The organism is Serinicoccus sp. CUA-874, assembly GCF_001942225.1.
Taxonomy (GTDB): domain Bacteria; phylum Actinomycetota; class Actinomycetes; order Actinomycetales; family Dermatophilaceae; genus Ornithinicoccus; species Ornithinicoccus marinus.
Window position 1 is genome coordinate 273,896 of the sequence record NZ_MKJZ01000034.1, and the last position, 19,384, is coordinate 293,279.

Sequence of the window (19,384 nt, forward strand, 5' to 3'; positions counted from 1 at the left end):
GCCTTCCTGGCCTCCAAGAAGCGCCCGACCTCACCGGACCCGGGTCAGCGTGCTCGGTCTCGGCGACTCCAGCTACGAGTTCTACTGCCAGGCCGCGGTGGACTTCGAGGACCGGCTCCGCGCGCTGGGGGCCCAGGTCGTCGCCGACCGGCTACTGCTGGACGTCGACTACGAGGACCAGGTCCCGGGCTGGATCGAGACGACCCTGGACGTCTTCGAGCCCGAGCTGACGGCGGTGACCCCCGCCGGCGGGACCGTGGTGCAGATGCCCGGGCTCTCGGCGGCCGCGCCGACGGCATACTCCAAGCGCAACCCGTTCACCGCGGAGATCTCCGAGGTGCAGAAGATCACCGGCCGGGACAGCACCAAGGACGTCCGGCACGTGGAGATCTCGCTCGAGGGTTCCGGGCTGACCTACCGGCCCGGCGACTCGCTCGGCGTCTTCTTCCACAACGACACCGAGGCGGTGCAGGCCATGCTGGACGCGCTCGGCCTGGACGGGGGAGCGGAGGTCACCCTCGGGGAGCAGACCAAGACGCTGCGCGCCATCCTGACCGAGGACCTGGAGCTCACCCAGTCCTACCCCGGCTTCGTCGAGAAGTACGTCGGTGCCGCGGCCGAGCCGGTCGAGGCGCTGGCCGCGCTGGTCGAGGACAAGCCGGCGCTGCGGTCCTTCCTCGAGCAGCGGCAGATCTACGACGTCGTGCACGAGCACCCCGCCCGGATCACCGCCCAGCAGCTCGTCGACTCGCTGCGCAAGATGCAGCCGCGGCTCTACTCCATCGCCTCCAGCCAGAGCGAGGTCGAGGACGAGGTGCACCTCACCGTCGGCGTCGTCGAGTGGCACGGCTTCGGGCGGGCCCACCTCGGCGGGTGCTCCGGGCACGTGCGACGGGCCCAGGAGGGCGAGGAGGTGCGGGTCTACGTGGAGCCCGGGGACCACTTCCGGCTCCCGCAGGACCCCTCGGTCCCGACCATCATGATCGGCCCCGGCACCGGCATCGCGCCGTTCCGCGCCTTCCTGCAGGAGCGCGAGGCGCAGGGCGCCGACGGCGACAACTGGGTGATCTTCGGCAACCCGCACTTCACCCAGGACTTCCTCTACCAGGTCGAGATGCAGGCCTACCTCAGGTCCGGGCTGCTGACCCGGATGGACGTCGCCTTCAGCCGGGACCAGGCGGAGAAGGTGTATGTCCAGCACCGGATCTCCCAGCACGGGGCCGAGGTCTTCGACTGGCTGGAGCGCGGGGCGCACCTCTACGTCTGCGGCGACGCCACCCGGATGGCCAAGGACGTGCACGCCGCCCTCGTCGAGGTGGTCGCCGAGCACGGACGGATGGACGCCGAGGCGGCCGAGGACTACCTGGCCGCGCTGCGGGACGGCAAGCGCTATCAGCGGGACGTCTACTGATCAGATCCGCCGGGCGCCCGGTCAGGCCGGCCGCGGGTCCGTGCGCACCCCTCCAACCCCAGGCGCCCCACTCGTCCCTCGATGCCAGGAAATGCCGATCTGCCCACGCCATAGCCTGCGCGGATCAGGATTTCCCGGCAGGTCGTGACTGGTGGGGTGAAGGGGGCCGGCGAGGGATCGTCGGGCGAAGGCCGCCGCGACGCCGCGCCGCAGTTCTTCAGGCCGGCCGCGGGGCATACATGATGATCGCGACGCCGGCGAGGCAGACGAGGGCGCCGGTCACGACCCACCGGTCGGGCACGAAGCCGTCGACGGCCATGCCCCAGGCGAGGGACCCGGCGACGAAGACCCCGCCGTAGGCCGCGAGGATGCGGCCGAAGTGGGCATCGGGCTGCAGCGTGGCGAAGAAGCCGTAGAGTCCGAGGGCGATGACGCCGGCACCGATCCAGACCCAGCCCTTGTGCTCGCGCACCCCCTGCCACACCAGCCAGGCGCCGCCGATCTCGGAGAGCGCGGCGAGCGCGAAGAGGACGAGGGACCGGAGCACGATCATCGGGTGACCTCCTGGGCCCGCATCAGGCCGCGACCCACTGGCCGCGCTGCGTGAGCACGTCCTTGAGGACGTCGGCCCGGTCGGTCATGATCCCGTCGACACCGAGATCGAGCAGGCGGTGCATCTCGACCGGGTCGTCGATCGTCCACACGTGCACGGACTTGCCGATCTCGTGCGCGGCGGCCAGCGTGGTCGCTGTCACCACCTCGATGCCGTGGTGGTGCGGCGGCACCTGCAGCGCATCGACCGAGCGCAGGGCCCGCGCGGCGACCGAGGCGCGGATGAGGGGTGGGAGCTCGGCCGCGGCGCGGAAGGAGGCGGTGCTGCGCTGGCCCGCCGAGGTCGCCACGGGCCGGGTCAGCCGCATGACGGCCGCGTCCCGGCGCTGGTCGGAGAAGCTGGTCACGCAGACCCGGTCGTGGGCGCGGGCGCGCTCGATGACGCGCACCAGCGGCACGATCGCGCCGGGGGTCTTGATGTCGATGTTGACCCGCAGGTCCGGGAAGCTCGACAGCAGCTCCTCGAGGCGCGGGACCGGCTCCTGCCCGCCGATCCTGGCCCGTGACACCTCCCGCCAGGACAGCTCCGGGATCGCGCCGCGCCGGTCGGTGACCCGGTCAAGCGTCTCGTCGTGGAAGGCCACGACCATGCCGTCCCGCGTCGCGTGCACGTCGGTCTCGACGTAGCGGTAGCCGAGGTCGACCGCCGCCTCGAAGGCGGCCATGGAGTTCTCCAGCCCGGCCGCGGCGGGGTCGAAGCCACGGTGGGCCATCGGGATCGGGCCGGGGTGGTCCAGGTAGGCCGTGCGCACCCTCCGAGGGTATCCGCCGGGCGGTCGGCCCCCGGTCACACGTCGCTGCGCGGCGGCTCGATCTCGGAGGCGACCGGACCCGACGGCACGAGCTCGCCCACGCCGCCCAGCACCTCGTCCGGCCGGAACGGGTAGGAGGCGAGGGTGTCGGTGCTGCTGATGCCGGTCATGACGAGCACGGTGTGCAGCCCGGCCTCCATCCCGGCGACGATGTCGGTGTCCATGCGGTCGCCGATCATGCCGGTGGTCTCGCTGTGCGCGCCGATGGTGTTGAGGGCCGACCGGAACATCATGGGGTTGGGCTTGCCCACGACATACGGCTCACGTCCGGTCGCCTTCGTGACGAGCGCGCTGATCGCCCCGGTCGCCGGGAGGATCCCGTCCGCGCTGGGCCCGGTCGCGTCCGGGTTGGTGGCGATGAACCGGGCGCCGTCGGCCACGAGCCGGACCGCGGTGGTAATGGCCTCGAAGGAGTACTGCCGGGTCTCGCCGATGACGACGAAGTCGGGGTCTTTCTCGGTCATCGTGAAGCCGGCCTCGTGCAACGCGGTGATGATGCCGGCCTGCCCCACCACGTAGGCCGACCCGCCGGGCTTCTGGGTGGCGAGGAAGTCCGCCGTCGCCAGGGCGCTGGTCCAGATGCGCTCCTCGGGGACGGGCAGGCCCGAGTGGTGCAGCCGGGCCGAGAGGTCCCGGGCGGTGAAGATCGAGTTGTTGGTGAGGACCAGGTAGGGCGTGTGGCTGGCCTCCCAGTGGTCGATGAGGTCGCGCGCGCCGGGCAGCGCGCGGTTCTCGTGCACCAGGACGCCGTCCATGTCGGTCAGCCAGGCCTCGACGTCCTCACGGTTGCGCATGGTCTCAGCGTAGGGCCGCAGCGGCCCGGCGTCCGACGGTGCGCGACTGCAGCGGTGATGTCACCCGGCAGGGCGATTCCACGACATACCCGGTGCAGTCGCGAACTTCTGGGCCCCCAGCCCAGCATCCTCACCGTCAGCGCAGCCGCAGCGGGCCCGAGTCCGGGGGAGGGGGTGAGGGTATGCCGGTCTCGCCGAAGGGCTGGACCCCGCGCTCGGAGCGCGCCACCTCGGCGCTGGGTCGCCAGCGGGTGGGGAAGGTCGCCCGCGCCGCCTCCCGGGTGAGCGTCACGTCGTCCAGCGGTCTCGCCGAGGCGACAAGCACGACGTTGCCGTAGCGCTTGCCGGTGGCGACCTCGCGCAGCACCAGCTGGCCCACGTGCGGCAGCGACTGGCGCAGCGTGGCGCCCAGGCGGGCGACCCACCTCAGCCCGGGCAGGTCGGCCCCGTTGACGAGGACGAGACCCTCCGGCGCGAGCACGCGTGCCAGCTCCGCGGCGAACGACCCTCCCGCGAGCGCGCCCGGCACCCGGCCCTCGTCGAAGGCGTCGACCACGACGACGTCGGCCGAGCCGTCGCGCAGCCCGCCGATCCCCTCCTGCCCGGTCTGCGGCCGCACCCGGATGCGGTGGCCGCGCGGCAGCGGCAGCTCGCGACGGACCAGCTCGATGAGCGCGGCGTCCGGCTCCAGCACGATCTGCGGGGAGCCCGGGTGGGTGCGGTGCACCCAGCGGGCCAGGGTCATACCGGCGCCGCCGACGTGCGTCACCGCGAGCGGCGCCGGGTCGGGTCGCAGCGCGCGCAGGACGAGGGCCAGGTGCTCGACGTACTCGAAGACGAGGAGCTCGGGGTCGTCGAGGTCGACGTAGGACTGGGGGTGCCCGTCCCGGAGGACCGTGGCGCCGCCCCGCTCGTCCCGGACGATCTCCACCTCAGATGTCGCGGAAGGTCTGGATCTGCGCCCCGAGCGCGTTGAGCCGGGTCGCGAGGTCCTCGTAGCCGCGGTTGATGACGTAGACGTTGCGCAGCACCGAGGTGCCCGGCGCCGCGAGCATCGCCAGCAGGATGACCACGCCGGGACGCAGCGCCGGTGGGCACATGATCTCGCCCGCGCGCCACTTGGTCGGCCCCTCGATCATGACCCGGTGCGGGTCCATGAGGTGCACCTTGGCGCCGAGGGTGGTGAGCTCGGTGAGGTAGATCGCACGGTTCTCGTAGACCCAGTCGTGGATGAGCGTGGACCCCTGCGCGCAGGCCGCGATGATCGCGAAGAACGGCAGGTTGTCGATGTTGAGGCCGGGGAAGGGCAGCGGGTGGATCTTGTCCAGCGGTGCCTTGAGCGGACCCGGCTTGGTGGTCAGGTCCACGAGCCGGGTATGCCCGTTCGCGCTGGCGTACTCCTCCGACAGGTGGCACTCGAAGCCCATCGTCCCCAGCACGGCCAGCTCGATCTCCATGAACTCGATCGGCACCCGGCGGACGGTGATCTCGCTGCCGGTGACGACCGCGGCTGCCAGCAGGCTCATCGCCTCGATGGGGTCCTCGGAGGGGGCGTACTCGATGTCGGTGTCGATCTCCTCGACCCCGGTCACGGTCAGCGTCGTCGTGCCCAGGCCCTCGATGCTCACCCCGAGCTGCTGCAGGAAGACGCACAGGTCCTGGACCATGTAGTTGGAGCTGGCGTTGCGGATGACCGTCGTGCCGGTGTGCCGGGCCGCGGCCAGCAGGACGTTCTCGGTGACCGTGTCGCCGCGCTCGGTGAGCACGATCGGCCGGGTCGGGGACACCGCGTCGTCCACGGTGGCGTGGTAGCTGCCGGTGGTGGCGGTGACGTCCAGGCCGAAGTGCCGCAGCGCGATCATGTGCGGCTCGACGGTGCGGGTGCCGAGGTCGCAGCCCCCGGCATACGGCAGCTCGAAGGTGTCGAACTCGTGCATGAGCGGGCCGAGGAACATGATGATCGTCCGGGTACGACGCGCCGCGGCCTCGTCCATCGAGTCGAGGTCGATCTTCTCCGGCGGCACGATCTCCAGGTCGGAGGAGTCCGGGAGCCAGCGGATCTTGTAGCCGATGCTGGTGAGCACCTCGGTGATCCGGTTGACTTCCTCGATCCGTGCGAGGTTGCGCAGCGTCGTGCGGCCCTTGTTGAGCAGCGAGGCGCACAGCAGCGCCACGGCGGCGTTCTTGGAGGTGCGGACGTCGATGCCGCCGGACAGCTTGACGCCGCCCTCGATGCGCAGGTTCTGCGGGATGCCGGAGGAGACCTGGACGATCTCGGAGTCCAGCTTCTCACCGATGCGGGCGATCATCTCCAGGGAGAGGTTCTGCTTGCCCTGCTCGATGCGCGCGACGGCGCTCTGGCTGGTGCTGAGCAGGTCGGCCAGCTCGGCCTGCGTGAGGTCCTTGTGGCGGCGGGCGTCACGGATGAGCCCGCCGATGCGGGAGAGGTAGCTCTCGGTCATCCGGCCACTGTAGATCACATATATGAGATATGCCTGGACGGGTGGGGTCGGTGCCGGAACCGCCGCGGTCGCGGCGTTGCGCTCCTGCCGTGACCGGCCGGCGCGTCCTACCCTGGGGGTGTGGTGAGCCGGATCTCCGACCAGCGTCCGCGGCAGCGTCCCGCGGCCGGCCAGGGTGCGCCCGAGCCGGGCGTCTTCGCCCGGGGCCTGCAGGGCATCCGCGCGGCCCAGGTCCGCTCCGAGCTGGTCCTCGAGGAGGTCCCCGCCCCGACCCGGCTCGCGCCGCACGCGGTGGCGCTGTCCGGGGAGGTCGTCCCCTCCCGGGTCGATGACGAGGACCCGATCGCCACCGGACGCTTCGTCGTCCTGCACGACCCCGAGGGGCCCGAGCCGTGGGAGGGCACCTGGCGGGCGGTGACCTACGCCAAGGCGCAGATGGAGCCGGAGGTCGGGCACGACCCGCTGGCCGGTCAGGCCGGGTGGTCCTGGCTCACCGACGCGTTGGACGACGCGCAGCTGGGGTGGTCCGCCGCCGCCGGCACGGTCACCTGCGTCACCTCGGAGAGCTTCGGGGCGCTGGCCGACCGGGAGCCGACCGTCGAGCTCGAGATCCGCGCGTCCTGGACCCCGGTCCTCACCGACGGGGACGAGGCCCGGGAGCTGGCCGCCCACCTCGGTGCCTGGGGCGACCTGCTCTGCACGCTCGCCGGGCTGCCGCCGCTGCCCGACGGCGTGGTGGCCCTCACCGGGGTCCGCCGCGACCGATGAGCCCCGACCTCACCGACGAGGACCCCAGCAGCGACTACGACCGCCTGGAGACCCCTCTCGAGGGGATCCCTGCGGTGGTGGACACCGCCGAGGGGCTGCAGCAGCTGATCACCGCCCTGGGGGCCGGGGAGGGTCCGGTCGCCGTGGACGCGGAGCGGGCCTCCGGCTACCGCTACGGGCAGAGGGCCTACCTCATCCAGCTGCGCCGGGAGGGGACCGGCACCTGGCTCGTCGACCCCATTGCCTTCGACGACCTCACCGCGGTCGACGGGGCGCTCGCGGGGACGGAGTGGGTGCTGCACGCGGCCACCCAGGACATCCCGTGCCTGGCGGAGGTCGGGATGCGCCCGCGAGCGCTCTTCGACACCGAGCTGGGGGCGCGGCTCGCCGGGCTGCCGCGGGTCGGGCTGTCCGCCGTGCTGGAGTACTACCTCGGCGTGACCCTGGCCAAGGAGCACTCGGCCGTCGACTGGTCCACCCGGCCGTTGCCCGAGCCGTGGTTGCGCTACGCCGCGCTCGACGTCGAGCTGCTGGTCGAGCTCCGCGACCGGATGGAGCGCGACCTGCGCGAGCAGGGCAAGCTGGACTGGGCGCAGCAGGAGTTCGCCGCGCTGTGCGACTTCACCGGGCCGCCCGGGCCGGACGAGCCGGACGCCTGGCGTCGGACCACGGGGGCGCAGCGGCTGCGCCGACCACGGTCGCTGGCGGCGCTGCGCGAGCTCTGGACGACCCGGGACGCCTCGCCCGGGAGCGCGACGTGCCCCCGGGGCGCGTGCTGCCCGACGGCACCCTCATCGACCTGGCCCACAGGATGCCGACGCAGGCCGCCGGCCTCGCCTCCGGTCGCAAGGAGTCCTCGCGGACCCGGCAGCGACGTGCGGAGCAGGGCCTGCTGCGTCACCAGAGTGCCTGGCTGGGCGCGCTCAAGGCCGCCGCCGCCCTGCCCGACGACGCCCTGCCCGAGCCCCCGCGGCGCGGCGACACCCCGCCGCCGCCCCGAGCCTGGGCCGAGCGGGAGCCGGCCGCCGCCGAACGCCTCACGCAGGTCCGGGCCGACCTGTCCGAGCTGTCCGAGCGGCTCGAGATCCCGGTCGAGAACCTCATGACGCCGGACGTGGTGCGGCGGATCCTCTGGAAGCCTCCCGCGGAGATGGGCGACGGGTCAGGGGACGGAGACACCTCAGGGTCTGGCTATGGCTCAAGGCACGGTGACGGAGATGCGGCGGACGCGGTCGACCGTGCGGCGGCGGAGCTGGGAGCCCGCCCCTGGCAGCGCCAGCTGGTGGTGCCGATCCTCCTCGCTGCCCTGGAGGCCCACCCCTCCTGACCACCGAGCGCCGCCCACGGTTGCCCGGCGTCAGCGGGCAGAGTGCTCGTGCACCAGCTCGACCACCCGGGTGAGCACCGTCGGGTCGGTGTCGGGCAGGACTCCGTGGCCCAGGTTGAAGATGTGTCCCGGCACACCATCCGCTCGCCCCTCGTCGACGATCTCGCGCACTCGGGCGGCGAGCGCCTCCCACGGGGCGAAGAGGAGGGCCGGGTCGAGGTTGCCCTGGACGGCATACCGTCCACCGGTCCTTGCCGCGCCGTCGGACAGGCTGACCCGGTAGTCGACCCCGATGACGTCGCGCCCGCCTGCGCCATCGCTGGCAGCAGCTCGCCGGTGCCCACGCCGAAGTGGATGCGCGGCACGCCGAGGTCGCCGATCCCCTCCAGCACGGACCGGCTGTGCGGCTCGACGTGGCGCAGGTAGTCGGCGCGGGAGAGGTGGCCGGCCCAGGAGTCGAAGAGCTGCACCGCGCTCGCTCCGGCCTCGACCTGGACCCGGAGGAAGGTCCGCGAGATCTGTGCGAGTCGGGCGCACAGGTCGCTCCACAGCTGCGGGTCGCCGTGCATGAGCGCTTTGGTCCGCTCGTGGTTCTTCGACGGTCCGCCCTCGACGAGGTAGGACGCGAGGGTGAAGGGGGCTCCCGCGAAGCCGATCAGAGGCGTATGCCCCAGCTCGCCGACGAGCAGCCGCACCGATTCCGCGATGTCAGGGACGTGCTCCGCTGTGAGCTCCGGCAGGCGGTCGAGGTCGGCCCGGGTCCGGATCGGCTCGGCGATGACCGGGCCGGTCCCCGCGACGATGTCGAGGTCCACCCCGACGGCCATGAGAGGCACGACGATGTCGCTGAAGAAGATCGCCGCATCGACGCCATGGCGGCGCACCGGCTGCAGCGTGATCTCGGTGACCAGCTCCGGGGTGCGGCAGGCGGTGAGCATCGGCACGTCGCGCCGCACCTCGCGGTACTCCGGCAGGGACCGCCCGGCCTGACGCATGAACCACACCGGGGTATGCCCGACCGATTGCCTCCGCGCCGCGCGCACCAGCACGCTGTCGGCGGGGCTCGGGGTGAGATCGGTGGAGGATGCGGCAGGGGAGGTCACCGCACGAGTCTCGCACGGCATACCTGATCCGGACGGGGGCAACCAGTCGCGACGCTCGGTGGGGCCAGGGGCAACCATCCGCGACGCCCGAGGGGCTACTGCTGCTGTGCCGACCCCTCATGCTCCGGCGTCTGCCCGTCCCTGGCCTGCGGTGCGCTCGGGGCGGCGCTGCGGGCGGACGACGCAGCATGGCGCCGGCGCCACCACCAGAGCACCGGTACGAGGATCACCCCGAGCACGACCAGGAAGGGCAGCAGCGCTCCGAGCAGCGTCAGCAACACCGTCACGGACGCGGCGAAGGCGTCCCAGCCCTGCTGCAGTCCGGCGACGAACCCGGTGTCGGGCCGCGCCTCGTCGAGGTCCTGCGACGCCTCGGCGAGGTGCAGCGTGATCGTGGACCGGGCGACGTCGTCGGCGAGCACCTGCATCCGCGCCTTGAGCGCATCGAGCTCGGCCTCGCGGGTGGACAGCTCGCGCTCCAGGCCGGCGATCGACTCGACGTCAGGGGCCTCCTCGACGAGGTCCCGCAGCCGGGTGGCCCCGGCCTCGAGCGTGGCGATGCGGGCCTCGACGTCGCGGTACTCCGTCGTCACGTCGTCGGCGCTGCTGCTGGAGGACTGCACCTGACCCAGCTCGCCCAGCGTCGCCACCACCGGGTCCAGCTCGGCGGAGGGGACGCGCAGCACGAGCGACCCGTAGCCACCACGGTCCTCGGTGCCCGGCCGCACGTCCTCGGAGGAGACATAGCCCCCGGCGCCCGTCACCGTCGCGCGGGCGCGGGTCACGGCGGCGTCGACCGCCTCGACGACGACCTCGAGCTCGACGCGGCGCACCATCAGCGGCGCCTCGCCGTCCGTCGCGACGGAGCCCTCGCCGATCTCCGCAGCGGCCTCGGCGGCGCGGCTCCCGGCTTCGTCGCCACCCTCCTGCGCGGCGGCACCCTCCACCCCCTCCTCCGCGTCGGCGGCATAACCGGAGGCGGCGTCCTCACCCGCGTTCTGCGCGCCGCTGTCGGCACTGCTGCACCCCGTCAGCAGCGCCAGCAGCACCGCCACCACGGCTGCCACGATCGTCCTGGTGCCCATCGGCTCGCCTCTCCTGATCGAACGCCCGCACGGCGACCCCCTGCGGATCGACGGTGCGACGGGAGCCACCGACGGGGTCGTTCCGCCGCGGCGGTCACGATCGCGTCACGATGACGACGGCGGGGTCACGGGCCGGTCACGCCGGCCCGGGTGAGAGGCTGGAGGTATGACGTCCTGGCTGGTCATCGGTGGCGGGATCAGTGGGCTCACGGCGGCGCTGGCGGTGCTCGAGCGCGAGCCGACCGCCCGGGTCACCGTGCTGGAGGGCAGCGACCGCCCTGGCGGCAAGCTGAGCGGTGCGCGGGTCGCCGGGTGCGAGGTGGACGTCGGGGCCGAGGCCGTGCTGGCCCGGCGCCCCGAGGCCGTGGAGCTCGCCCACCAGGTCGGATTGGGAGACGAGCTCGTCCATCCCACCTCAGCCGGGGCGCAGGTCTGGAGCCGGGGCCGCATCCACCCGCTGCCGCGGCGCACCCTCATGGGGGTGCCCGCGGACCCGAGGGCGCTCACCGGGCTGCTCACCGGCGACGAGGTCCGCCGTGCGGCGGCCGAACCAGCCGGCCGGGTCGAGGCCGACGACGTGAGCGTGGGGGAGCTCGTCAGCGGGCGGATGGGTGGCGCCGTGACGCAGCGACTGGTCGAGCCGTTGCTCGGGGGCGTGTATGCCGGGCACGCCGACCTCATCTCGGCCCGGGCCGCCCTGCCCGCGCTGCTGCGCGCCGCGCAGGACGGACAGCGGCTGCAGGACGCGGCGTCCGGGATCCTGCCCGCACCCACCGACGGCACCCAGTCAGTGGGCACGGCACCGGTCTTCGCCACGGTGCGGGGCGGGCTGCACCGGCTCGTGGACGCCGCGGCCGGGCACATCACGGCCGCCGGGGGTGATGTCCGCACCGGCACCCTCGCGCGCGAGCTCCGCCGACACCCGGATGGTGGCTTCGAGGTGGTGACCGGCCCGCGACCGGACCCCACGGCATACCGGGCGGACCGGGTCGTGCTCGCGACACCTCCCGCGGCGACCGCGCGACTGCTGCGCGACGTGTCCCCCGCCGCTGCGGACCGGCTCGTCGGCGTGGAGACAGCCTCGATGGCCGTGCTGACCTTCGCCTTCGCGACCGAATCGCTGGGGCAGCTCGACGGCTCCGGGGTCCTGCTGCCGCCGGTGGAGGGCCGCACCATCAAGGCGGCGACCTTCAGCGCCACGAAGTGGGACTGGGTGCGCGAGCTGGGCCGGGGCGCCGGGCCCGACGGCGAGGACGTCACGTTCCTGCGCACGTCGGTGGGCAGGCACCGCGAGGAGGTGACGCTCCAGCGTCCCGACGAGCAGCTGCTGGCCGCCGCGCTGGGGGACCTTCGGGCCGTCCTGGGTCGTGCCCTCCCGCCGCCGGTGGACGCGCACGTGCAGCGCTGGGGAGGTGCTCTGCCGCAGTATGCCGTCGGGCACGTCGAGCTCGTCGCGCAGGTGCGCGCGGCGGTCTCGCAGGTGCCCGGGATCGCGGTGTGCGGGGCGACCTACGACGGGGTCGGGGTGCCCGCCTGCATCGGCTCGGCCCGCCGTGCCGTGGCGGAGCTGCACCCCGCACAATGAGGGGCATGGCCGACTACACCCACCCCACCCCCGACCAGGCCGAGGAGATCAACGCCTCGCTGCGGTATGCCGCCTACTCGGTCTTCCGCTCGGCGGCTCCGCTGCCGCAGGGCAAGGCGCGCGCGAGCCTGGTCGCGCAGGTCGAGCGGCTCTTCCAGGAGCTGGAGCAAGAGGGCCTCGTGATCCGCGGGGTCTACGACTCTCAGCCCTGCGTGCCGACGCTGACCTGATGATCTGGTGGCACGCTGAGCAGGTCGAGACGGTCCAACGGGCCTACCAACGGTTCCGGCAGACCGACCTCGGCCAGCACCTGGCACCGGTGTGGAGCAACGTCGCGATCCACCGGCCGGCGGAGTTCAACCGCGGTCACGTGCCGGCCTTCCTCTCCGGGGCCGAGCCCAAGGACTACGTCTGCGTCTACCCCTTCGTGCGGTCCTACGACTGGTACGTCATGGACGCCGAGGACCGCTCCCGCATGCTGCGCGAGCACGGGATGGCGGCCCGCGACTACAAGGACGTGCTGGCCAACACCCTCGCGAGCTTCGCGCTCGGCGACTACGAGTTCCTGCTCGCCTTCGAGGCCGACGAGCTGCACCGGATCGTCGACCTCATGCGGGAGCTGCGCAACACCGAGGCGCGCCTGCACGTCCGGGAGGAGATCCCGTTTTTCACCGGCCCGCGCGTGAGCCTGGAGCGGATCGTCGACGCGCTGCCCTGAGCGTCGTCGGGGGCCTCGGCCGCGGATTGAGGGCCTCGGGATCGTCTCGGTCTCTGCGGTGACCTGAGCACGGTTGCGCACCTGATGCACGGCTCTCGACGGCGCGCCCGGTGCATACCCTTGCCCAGGTCGGCTGGACCCTCCGGTGGACACGGCGGGTCGGGCGGAGCCGCGTGCGAGGGTGTCGGTATGCCTGAACCCACCGCGGCGACCGACTCACCCACCATCGGCATCCTCGGCACCGGCTCGCTGGCGGCGGCCATCGTCAGAGGGCTCTGCGAGGGCGTCGACGACGCACCGCCGATCCTGCTCTCCCCACGGGGCGAGCGGACGAGCGCGCGGCTCGCCGCGGCATACCCCGACGTGACGGTGGCGGCGGACAACCAGGCGGTGGTGGACGGCGCCGACACGGTGCTGGTCTGCCTGCGTCAGGACGACGCCGGGCTGCTCGGGGAACTGACGTGGCGACCGGAGCAGAGCGTGGTGAGCGCGGTCGCGGGGCTCACCGCACCAGCGCTGGCCGAGGCGGTGGCACCCGCGACGGAGGTGGCGCGGGCGGTGCCGGTCGTCGGCGTCGCGACCCGGTCGTGGTCCACGCCGCTGCGCCCGGCACTGCCTGGTGCGGTGGCGGTCTTCGAGCGCACCGGCGGTGTGCTGCCGGTGGAGGACGACGAGCAGTTCGACGCGATCTTCACCGCGCTCGGCACGGTGGCCCCGCTCTTCGACTACCTCGCCGCGATCGAGGGCTTCCTGCGCGACCACGGCCTGCCGGCCGGTGGGGCCCGCACGCTGCTGGGGCAGAACGTCGCGCTCGCGCTCGCCCCGCACGGCGTCGAGCCGGAGCCGGACTTCGCCGAGCTGCGGCGCGAGCACGCCCCGGCCGGGGGCGGCAACGAGCAGATGGCGACGCTCCTGGCGCAGGCCGGGGTGCCGGAGGCGACGCGCGCGGCCCTGGACGAGGTCTTCCGTCGCCAGACCGGCGGCGCCTGGGAGTAGCCGGGCGACGCGGCTGCCGCCTGGCTGGGCCGGTCAGCCGGCCTTGGGCTCCAGTGTCATCGCGATGCTGTTGATGCAGAAGCGCTGGCCGGTGGGGGTGTCGTAGCCCTCGCCCTCGAAGACGTGGCCGAGGTGGGAGCCGCAGGAGGCGCAGCGGACCTCGGTGCGCGTCGCCCCGAGCGAGTCGTCCTGGAGGTACTCCACCCGGTCCTCGGCGAGCGGGGAGTAGAAGCTCGGCCAGCCGCAGTGGCTCTCGAACTTCGTCTCGCTGCGGAACAGCTCGGTGCCGCAGGCACGGCAGGCGTAGACGCCCTCGGTGGTGGTGTTGGTGTACTCCCCGACGAAGGGGCGCTCGGTGCCGGCCTCACGCAGCACGGCGTACTCCGCGGAGGAGAGCTGCTCGCGCCACTCCTGCTCGCTCTTGGCGGTGTCGTAGGCCTTGCCCTCAGGCTTGGCGGCGTCGGTCGCGGGGGTGCTGTGGTGGCTCATGTCCTAGACAACGAGCGGCGCCGCCGATTGCTTCCTGACCTGCCGTTCCGGACCTCGTTCCTGGCGCACGTCGCCCAGGAACCGAGGTCCAGAGCCGTGGGTCGGTGCTGCGTCGTGCCGCTACATTGCGGGTATGCCTGCCGACGCCCTCACCCTGACCGCCCCCGGCCCGGACGGCGAGGAGCGGGCGGTCCGGCTGTCGAGCCCGGGCAAGGTGGTCTGGCCGGCCACGGAGGCGGGTGCGGCGATCACGAAGGCCGACCTCGCGGCATACCTCGAGGCGGTGTCGAAGCCGATGCTGCGTGCGCTCGCGGACCGGCCGGTGACCCTCCAGCGGGTCCGCGGTGGCATCGAGGGGGAGGAGTTCTACTCCAAGAACCCGCCCAAGGGGGTCCCCGAGTGGTCGCGGACCACGACGTGCACCTATCCCTCCGGCCGCAGCCACCCGCAGCTGGTGATCGACGACCTCGCCACGCTGTGGTGGACCGCGCAGATGGGCACGGTGACCTGGCACCCGTGGCCGGTGCGCAGCGGCGACAACGACCATCCCGACGAGCTCCGCATCGATCTGGACCCGCAGCCCGGCCGCGGCTTCGCCGACGTCGTCGAGGCGGCCCGGGGGCTGCGTGAGGTGATGACCGAGGCGGGGCTCACGCCTTTCGTGAAGACCACGGGCAACCGGGGGGTCCACGTCTTCGCCGCGATCGAGCCGCGGCTGGAGTTCCTGGAGGTGCGGCACGCCGTCATCGGCCTCGCCCGCGAGCTGGAGCGACGGATGCCCGAGCTCGTCACGACGGCATGGTGGAGGGAGGAGCGCGGTGAGCGCATCTTCGTCGACTTCAACCAGGCGACGCGCGACCGCACCCTGGCCGCTGCCTGGAGCACCCGGATCCTCCCGGGTGCGCCGGTGTCGGTGCCCCTGACCTGGGAGCAGCTGGGGGATGTCGACCCGGCCGCGCTCACGCTGCACACGGTGCCGGACTTCCTCGCCGAGCACGGCGACGCCTGGGCGGGCCTGCATCGGGAGGCGGGCTCGGTTGACGGTGCCTACGCGCTGTGGGAGGCCGACCTGGAGCGTGGCCTGGGTGAGCTCAACTTCCCGCCCGACCACCCCAAGATGCCGGGTGAGCCGCCGCGCGTTCAGCCGTCCAAGAAGGTGGCCGAGCACTGGGACGCCGACGGCAACCGGGTGGAGGGCACCTGAGGGGTGAGGATCGATCGCCGTGGACGTGACACGCAGACAGGTCCGTTCCGCGCTCCTGCCGATGTCACCCAGCGGCCCCCTTCGGTGCCCTCGACGGCCGTCATCATGAGCGCAACCGGGCAACTCGGCGCGCCCGGCGCGCGTGACTGCGCTCAGGTCGTCGTGGTCGCGAGGTAGAGGTCGCCCGCGCCCTCGATCCGCACCGGCCCTGCCTGGTCGACGAAGCACGCGTCACCGCGGCGCAGCGTCAGGGTCGCCTCGCCCGCGCCCAGCGTGAACTCGCCCGCCAGAACCAAGGCGATCGACGGGCTGCCCGTGGCCACGTCTGCCGACCCGGTCACGTGCAGCAGCTGCCAGGGCACGTCCGCCCCGCTGGCCTGGGTGCTCGGACGGTATACCCGCACCCCCGGGGCGACCTCGACCGGCGCCAGGCGCGGTGGCGGGCCCGGTGTGAAGTCCAGCACGCGCAGCAGCTCGGGAACGTCCACGTGCTTGCCGGTCAGGCCGCCGCGCAGCACGTTGTCGCTGGGGCCCATGACCTCGACCCCGAGGCCGGACAGGTAGGCGTGCACGTTGCCCGCCGGCAGCCACAGCGCCTCACCGGCGGCGAGTCGCACCCGGTTGAGCATCAGAGCCACGGCGATCCCCGGATCGCCGGGATGATGCGCGGTGAGCAGCCGGACAAGGTCGGCATCGCGCTCCGGCAGGCCGTCGAGATCCTCCTCGCCGAGCGCACGCACCAGCCTCTCGACCTCCGGGTCGCCGGAGAGCAGCCACGCCACCGCGGCACCCACCCCCGAGCCTGTCTGCCCGGCGACATCCCCCTGCCCCGGGGCACTCACGACCCGATCTCGCCACACCCCGACGGCAGGGTCGTCGAGCAACCCCGCCAGGGTGTCCAGCAGCGCGAGGACCTCCTCGACCGGCCGGAAGCCGCACAACGCGTCGAAGCCGTCCTCGACGGCCACGATGATCTCCGGCTTGGCGTGCGGGTCCTGGTAGCTGCGCTCCGGTGCACCCAGCGGCACCCCGGCCGCCTCCTCCCGGGCATACCCGGCCCGCGCCTGCTCCGTGCTGGGGTGCGCCTGCAGCGACAGCGGTGAGGCTGCGGCCAGCAGCTTCATGAGATAGGGCAACGACTCGCCGCTGCGCTGCTCCCAGACTGCGAGGTCGGTCCAGGCCGCCGCAGCCTCGAGCGCCCGGGAGGGTGCACCCGCGTGCGCTCCCAGCCACAGCTCGGCCTCCGGGCCGGTGCCCGGCGGCTGGCCAAGCGCGCCACGGATGCCGCCGACCCGGCCCCAGGCGTAGTCCCGGACCTCGCCGGCCAGCGGCACCAGCCCCGCCGGGCTCACGGGTCAACCCCCGTCTCCTCCTCGTGGATCCTCACCGTGCCCGCGTCGCCGTCCACGGTGAGCATCGTCCCCGTGGTGATGCGCTCGGTCGCGGAGCCGGTGCCCATGACAGCAGGTATGCCGTACTCCCGCGCCACGATCGACCCGTGCGCGAGGGCACCGCCGACATCGGTCACCAGCCCGGACGCCTGCCCGAAGAGCGGTGTCCAGGCCGGGGTGGTCGTCCGGGCGACGAGGATGCTCCCGGGCCGCATGAGGTGGAAGTCCGCGGTCGAGCCGATGACGCAGGCGGGGGCGGTGACCCGCCCCGAGCTCACCGCAAAACCGGTGAGAAAGCTCGCGTCGGCACCGGAGCTTCCGCCCGGGGTGGGGTGGAAGGCCGTGAGCTCGAACGGCCCGACCTTGAGGGCGCCGCGCTCGGGCACGATCGGCGGTGGCGTGAGCCGGGAGCGCGCGGCGCGAAGGTCCCGACGCTCCTGGGCGAGACCGGCCAGATGGGCGGGCTCGCCGACGGCTCCCTCAGGACCCGCCACGGCACCGGTGTCCCTCGTCCCGGTCGGCTCACCCGCGACCGCACCCTCCAGCCCCAGCACCGAGCGGATCTCGGTGTCGGTGAGGAAATAGACGTCGCCCGCGTCATGGAGCGCCCCGACCTCCACCAGCCGCCGACCCAGCTCGGCGGCCAGGCGCCGGGCCGCCGGCCAGCCCGACCCGAGGTGGAACATCACGTGCTCGCGGTAGGGCGCGTAGTGGGCGGTCCACCGCCAGAGCCGGTCGAAGGCGGCGCGCGCGAGCGGTCCGAGCCGTCGGCGGGTGTGCGCCAACAGCTCCTCGCGCTCGGCAGCCATCCTCCGCTGTCGCGCGCGTGCGCCCTCGGCCGGCGCAGACCCCACCAGCGCCCGCAACGTCGCGGCCACCAGCGTCGGGTCCTCGCCCATCGGCGGCTCGGCGAAGTCGAGGGAGTAGATCTGGTGACCGTAGGTCGCCAGATGACGGCGCAGCCCGGCCAGGACCGCACCACCAGCCGGGTGCTGCTCCAGCGCGGGCAGGAGCTGCGCGGGCTCGGTGCTGAGCACGAGGTCGCGCAGCCCCGCCGACGCCCGCACCTGGTCCGCCAGCCCCTCCAGGTCGGCCTGCGCGTCCAGGGCGGGGGAGGTGAAGCCGCGCAGGAAGGACGAGCTGCCCAGGCCGGGCTCCGGCAGCGCCGACCGCAGCGGCGGCAGCCGCAAGGCCAGCCCGAAGGTCGGGTCGAGCAGCCGCGACATTCCGAGGTTCAGCGCCGAGCCGAACCAGTAGCGCGCGTCCTCCAGCGCCAGCTCGGCGAGCCCGTCGAGGAGGTCCTCGCCCGTCGCCGTCGCGAGGTCGACGTGGGTCCACCGAGCCCGCACCTGCTGGTAGCGGGGCAGCACGGCCCCGTGCCAGTCGAAGGCCGGGCTGCCGAAGATGCGGGGGAGGCGGGCATACACCCCGGCGATGCCGCGCAGCGTCGCCCACCCCATCCGGAAGCTGGCGGTGGTGTAGCCGAAGCCGTTGACGGAGCGCCCGAACCCCTGCGGCACCATCTCGTCGAAGTCGAAGGTGGCGCCGGTCGCCGAGGCCATCTCCTGCCCGAGCTCGCGCATCGCCTGCTGCAGCCCGCGGCGGAGATAGAGCTCCTCGAAGAGCGGCGACAGCGGGCCCGGCATGTGCTCCACGACCTGCCGGCGCATCCACACCGTGCCCGGCACGGGCGGCTCCCACCGCACGTGCCTCAGCGGTGCCGGCGGCAGGGAGGTGATCGGCCGCGCCTGCAGCACCGCCACGGTGCCCTCGCTCACCGCCCACTCGACGTCCATCGGCGTCCCGGTGTGCTCGGTGATGCGGCCACCCAGCCCCGTCAGCTCCAGCGCCGTCGCACGGTCGAGGGCGGGGGCGTCGACGAGCTCGGCCGGGGTGGGCTCCTCCCGCGTGCCGGTCGGCGTCGGCACGGTGCGCACCTCCTTGGCCGCGACGTGCTCCTCGACGACCTCGGGCGCGGCCGGGTCGGCGGTGCTCACCACGACGGTGTCCGGCGTGACCAGACCACCCACCACGGCCTCCCCGAGACCCCACGCGGCGTTGATGACGGTCCGCTCGCGCTCGCCGGTCGCCGGGTCGGCGGTGAAGAGCACCCCGGCCACGTCCGCCGGCACCAGCCGCTGCACGACGACCGCCATCGCGACGTCCTCCTCGCGCAGGCCCTGCCTGGCGCGGTAGGCGAGGGCGCGCTCGGACCGCAGCCCGGCCCAGCAGTCGCGCACGGCGAGCAGCACCGCGTCGGTCCCGGCGACGTGCAGGAAGGTGTCCTGCTGGCCGGCGAAGCTCGCCTCCGGCAGGTCCTCTGCGGTGGCCGAGGAGCGCACGGCCACCGGCAGATCCTCCCCGGCGCCGGCCCGCACGCCCAGCTCGAGGTATGCCTGCGCCACCTGGCCCCGCACCTCCTCGGGCAGGTCGCCACCAGAGCCGGCCGCGGCATACGCCTCCGTCGTCAGCACGAATGCGTCCGGCACCGGCATCCCGGCGCGCACCAGCTCGCCGAGCCCGGCCGCCTTGCCGCCCACGTCCGCGAGCATCGAGGCGTCCACCTCCTCCAGCCACCGGACGAACCCGTCGGCGGGCATACGCCTCACCCTCCTCGGTCGACCCGG

Annotated in this window: 15 protein-coding genes and 3 pseudogenes; 8 read left to right on the forward strand and 10 right to left on the reverse strand. The window is 73.3% G+C overall.

Features of this window, described 5'->3' with window-relative positions:
• Positions 1-49: 49 nt before the first annotated feature.
• Positions 50-1,411 (forward strand): diflavin oxidoreductase, encoded by a 1,362-nt coding sequence (locus BJF80_RS20885; RefSeq protein WP_202817209.1) that lies wholly within the window; start codon positions 50-52, stop codon positions 1,409-1,411.
• Positions 1,412-1,628: 217 nt separating this feature from the next.
• On the opposite strand, the gene BJF80_RS12125 is transcribed toward BJF80_RS20885, so the two are convergent.
• From BJF80_RS12125 to relB, 5 genes are all read right to left on the reverse strand, one after another.
• Entirely contained in the window at positions 1,629-1,964 is a 336-nt protein-coding gene (locus BJF80_RS12125) for a YnfA family protein (RefSeq protein WP_075813930.1), read from the reverse strand.
• 22 nt (positions 1,965-1,986) lie between these two features.
• Positions 1,987-2,775, reverse strand: coding sequence for a glycerophosphodiester phosphodiesterase family protein (locus tag BJF80_RS12130; protein ID WP_083673651.1), 789 nt, complete (start codon positions 2,773-2,775; stop codon positions 1,987-1,989).
• 35 nt (positions 2,776-2,810) lie between these two features.
• Positions 2,811-3,629 (reverse strand): HAD-IIA family hydrolase, encoded by an 819-nt coding sequence (locus BJF80_RS12135; protein WP_075813932.1) that lies wholly within the window; start codon positions 3,627-3,629, stop codon positions 2,811-2,813.
• A gap of 136 nt (positions 3,630-3,765) precedes the next feature.
• Positions 3,766-4,560: a spermidine synthase gene (locus tag BJF80_RS12140; RefSeq protein ID WP_075813934.1), complete on the reverse strand. Its 795-nt coding sequence runs from the start codon at positions 4,558-4,560 to the stop codon at positions 3,766-3,768.
• 1 nt (position 4,561) lies between these two features.
• Positions 4,562-6,091: a type II toxin-antitoxin system RelB family anti-toxin gene (gene relB, locus BJF80_RS12145; protein ID WP_075813936.1), complete on the reverse strand. Its 1,530-nt coding sequence runs from the start codon at positions 6,089-6,091 to the stop codon at positions 4,562-4,564.
• 120 nt (positions 6,092-6,211) lie between these two features.
• Here relB and BJF80_RS12150 point away from each other — a divergent pair, with 120 nt between their 5' ends.
• The 3 genes and pseudogenes from BJF80_RS12150 to BJF80_RS20360 all read left to right on the forward strand — a co-directional run bounded on the left by BJF80_RS12150 (position 6,212) and on the right by BJF80_RS20360 (position 8,186).
• On the forward strand, positions 6,212-6,859 hold the full coding sequence (locus tag BJF80_RS12150; RefSeq protein ID WP_075813938.1) for a DUF3000 domain-containing protein: 648 nt from the start codon (positions 6,212-6,214) through the stop codon (positions 6,857-6,859).
• Positions 6,856-7,365, forward strand: a pseudogene (locus BJF80_RS20355) (ribonuclease D); the annotation flags it as partial. The gene BJF80_RS12150 and the pseudogene BJF80_RS20355, both read left to right, overlap by 4 nt.
• Positions 7,366-7,631: 266 nt before the next feature.
• Positions 7,632-8,186, forward strand: a complete 555-nt coding sequence (locus tag BJF80_RS20360) for a hypothetical protein (protein WP_237767588.1) — start codon at positions 7,632-7,634, stop codon at positions 8,184-8,186.
• Positions 8,187-8,216: 30 nt separating this feature from the next.
• Here the strand turns inward: BJF80_RS20360 and hemE are convergent.
• Positions 8,217-9,310: pseudogene (gene hemE / locus BJF80_RS12160) on the reverse strand (uroporphyrinogen decarboxylase).
• A 74-nt stretch (positions 9,311-9,384) separates the two neighbouring features.
• Positions 9,385-10,374: a DUF4349 domain-containing protein gene (locus BJF80_RS12165; RefSeq protein WP_075813940.1), complete on the reverse strand. Its 990-nt coding sequence runs from the start codon at positions 10,372-10,374 to the stop codon at positions 9,385-9,387.
• A 166-nt stretch (positions 10,375-10,540) separates the two neighbouring features.
• Here BJF80_RS12165 and hemG point away from each other — a divergent pair, with 166 nt between their 5' ends.
• The 3 genes and pseudogenes from hemG to BJF80_RS12180 all read left to right on the forward strand — a co-directional run bounded on the left by hemG (position 10,541) and on the right by BJF80_RS12180 (position 13,673).
• A complete protein-coding gene (gene hemG, locus BJF80_RS12170) occupies positions 10,541-11,959 on the forward strand; it encodes a protoporphyrinogen oxidase (protein WP_075813942.1) in 1,419 nt (472 codons plus the stop codon).
• 5 nt (positions 11,960-11,964) lie between these two features.
• A pseudogene (gene hemQ, locus BJF80_RS12175) lies at positions 11,965-12,677 on the forward strand (hydrogen peroxide-dependent heme synthase).
• A gap of 189 nt (positions 12,678-12,866) precedes the next feature.
• Positions 12,867-13,673, forward strand: coding sequence for an NAD(P)-binding domain-containing protein (locus BJF80_RS12180; protein WP_075813944.1), 807 nt, complete (start codon positions 12,867-12,869; stop codon positions 13,671-13,673).
• A 33-nt stretch (positions 13,674-13,706) separates the two neighbouring features.
• Here the strand turns inward: BJF80_RS12180 and msrB are convergent, their stop codons facing one another.
• Positions 13,707-14,162 carry a peptide-methionine (R)-S-oxide reductase MsrB gene (gene msrB / locus BJF80_RS12185; RefSeq protein ID WP_075813946.1) on the reverse strand — a complete coding sequence of 152 codons (456 nt, stop codon included), beginning with the start codon at positions 14,160-14,162 and terminating at the stop codon, positions 13,707-13,709.
• A 133-nt stretch (positions 14,163-14,295) separates the two neighbouring features.
• Here msrB and ligD point away from each other — a divergent pair, with 133 nt between their 5' ends.
• Positions 14,296-15,366, forward strand: a complete 1,071-nt coding sequence (ligD, locus tag BJF80_RS12190; RefSeq protein ID WP_075813948.1) for a non-homologous end-joining DNA ligase — start codon at positions 14,296-14,298, stop codon at positions 15,364-15,366.
• A 152-nt stretch (positions 15,367-15,518) separates the two neighbouring features.
• On the opposite strand, the gene manA is transcribed toward ligD, so the two are convergent.
• Positions 15,519-16,718 carry a mannose-6-phosphate isomerase, class I gene (gene manA, locus BJF80_RS12195; protein ID WP_143554102.1) on the reverse strand — a complete coding sequence of 400 codons (1,200 nt, stop codon included), beginning with the start codon at positions 16,716-16,718 and terminating at the stop codon, positions 15,519-15,521.
• Positions 16,715-19,357 carry a PEP/pyruvate-binding domain-containing protein gene (locus tag BJF80_RS12200; protein WP_075813950.1) on the reverse strand — a complete coding sequence of 881 codons (2,643 nt, stop codon included), beginning with the start codon at positions 19,355-19,357 and terminating at the stop codon, positions 16,715-16,717. The genes manA and BJF80_RS12200 overlap by 4 nt, the downstream gene beginning before the upstream one ends.
• Between the last annotated feature and the right edge of the window lie 27 nt (positions 19,358-19,384).

What these genes read in the sequence shown, in the direction of transcription:
- BJF80_RS12125 (WP_075813930.1), bottom strand. Translation starts at nt 1,964, where the DNA reads ATGATCGTGCTCCGGTCCCTCGTCCTCTTCGCGCTCGCCGCGCTCTCC.
- BJF80_RS12135 (WP_075813932.1), bottom strand. Translation starts at nt 3,629, where the DNA reads ATGCGCAACCGTGAGGACGTCGAGGCCTGGCTGACCGACATGGACGGC.
- relB (WP_075813936.1), bottom strand. Translation starts at nt 6,091, where the DNA reads ATGACCGAGAGCTACCTCTCCCGCATCGGCGGGCTCATCCGTGACGCC.
- BJF80_RS12165 (WP_075813940.1), bottom strand. Translation starts at nt 10,374, where the DNA reads ATGGGCACCAGGACGATCGTGGCAGCCGTGGTGGCGGTGCTGCTGGCG.
- hemG (WP_075813942.1), top strand. Translation starts at nt 10,541, where the DNA reads ATGACGTCCTGGCTGGTCATCGGTGGCGGGATCAGTGGGCTCACGGCG.
- BJF80_RS12180 (WP_075813944.1), top strand. Translation starts at nt 12,867, where the DNA reads ATGCCTGAACCCACCGCGGCGACCGACTCACCCACCATCGGCATCCTC.
- msrB (WP_075813946.1), bottom strand. Translation starts at nt 14,162, where the DNA reads ATGAGCCACCACAGCACCCCCGCGACCGACGCCGCCAAGCCTGAGGGC.
- ligD (WP_075813948.1), top strand. Translation starts at nt 14,296, where the DNA reads ATGCCTGCCGACGCCCTCACCCTGACCGCCCCCGGCCCGGACGGCGAG.
- BJF80_RS12200 (WP_075813950.1), bottom strand. Translation starts at nt 19,357, where the DNA reads ATGCCCGCCGACGGGTTCGTCCGGTGGCTGGAGGAGGTGGACGCCTCG.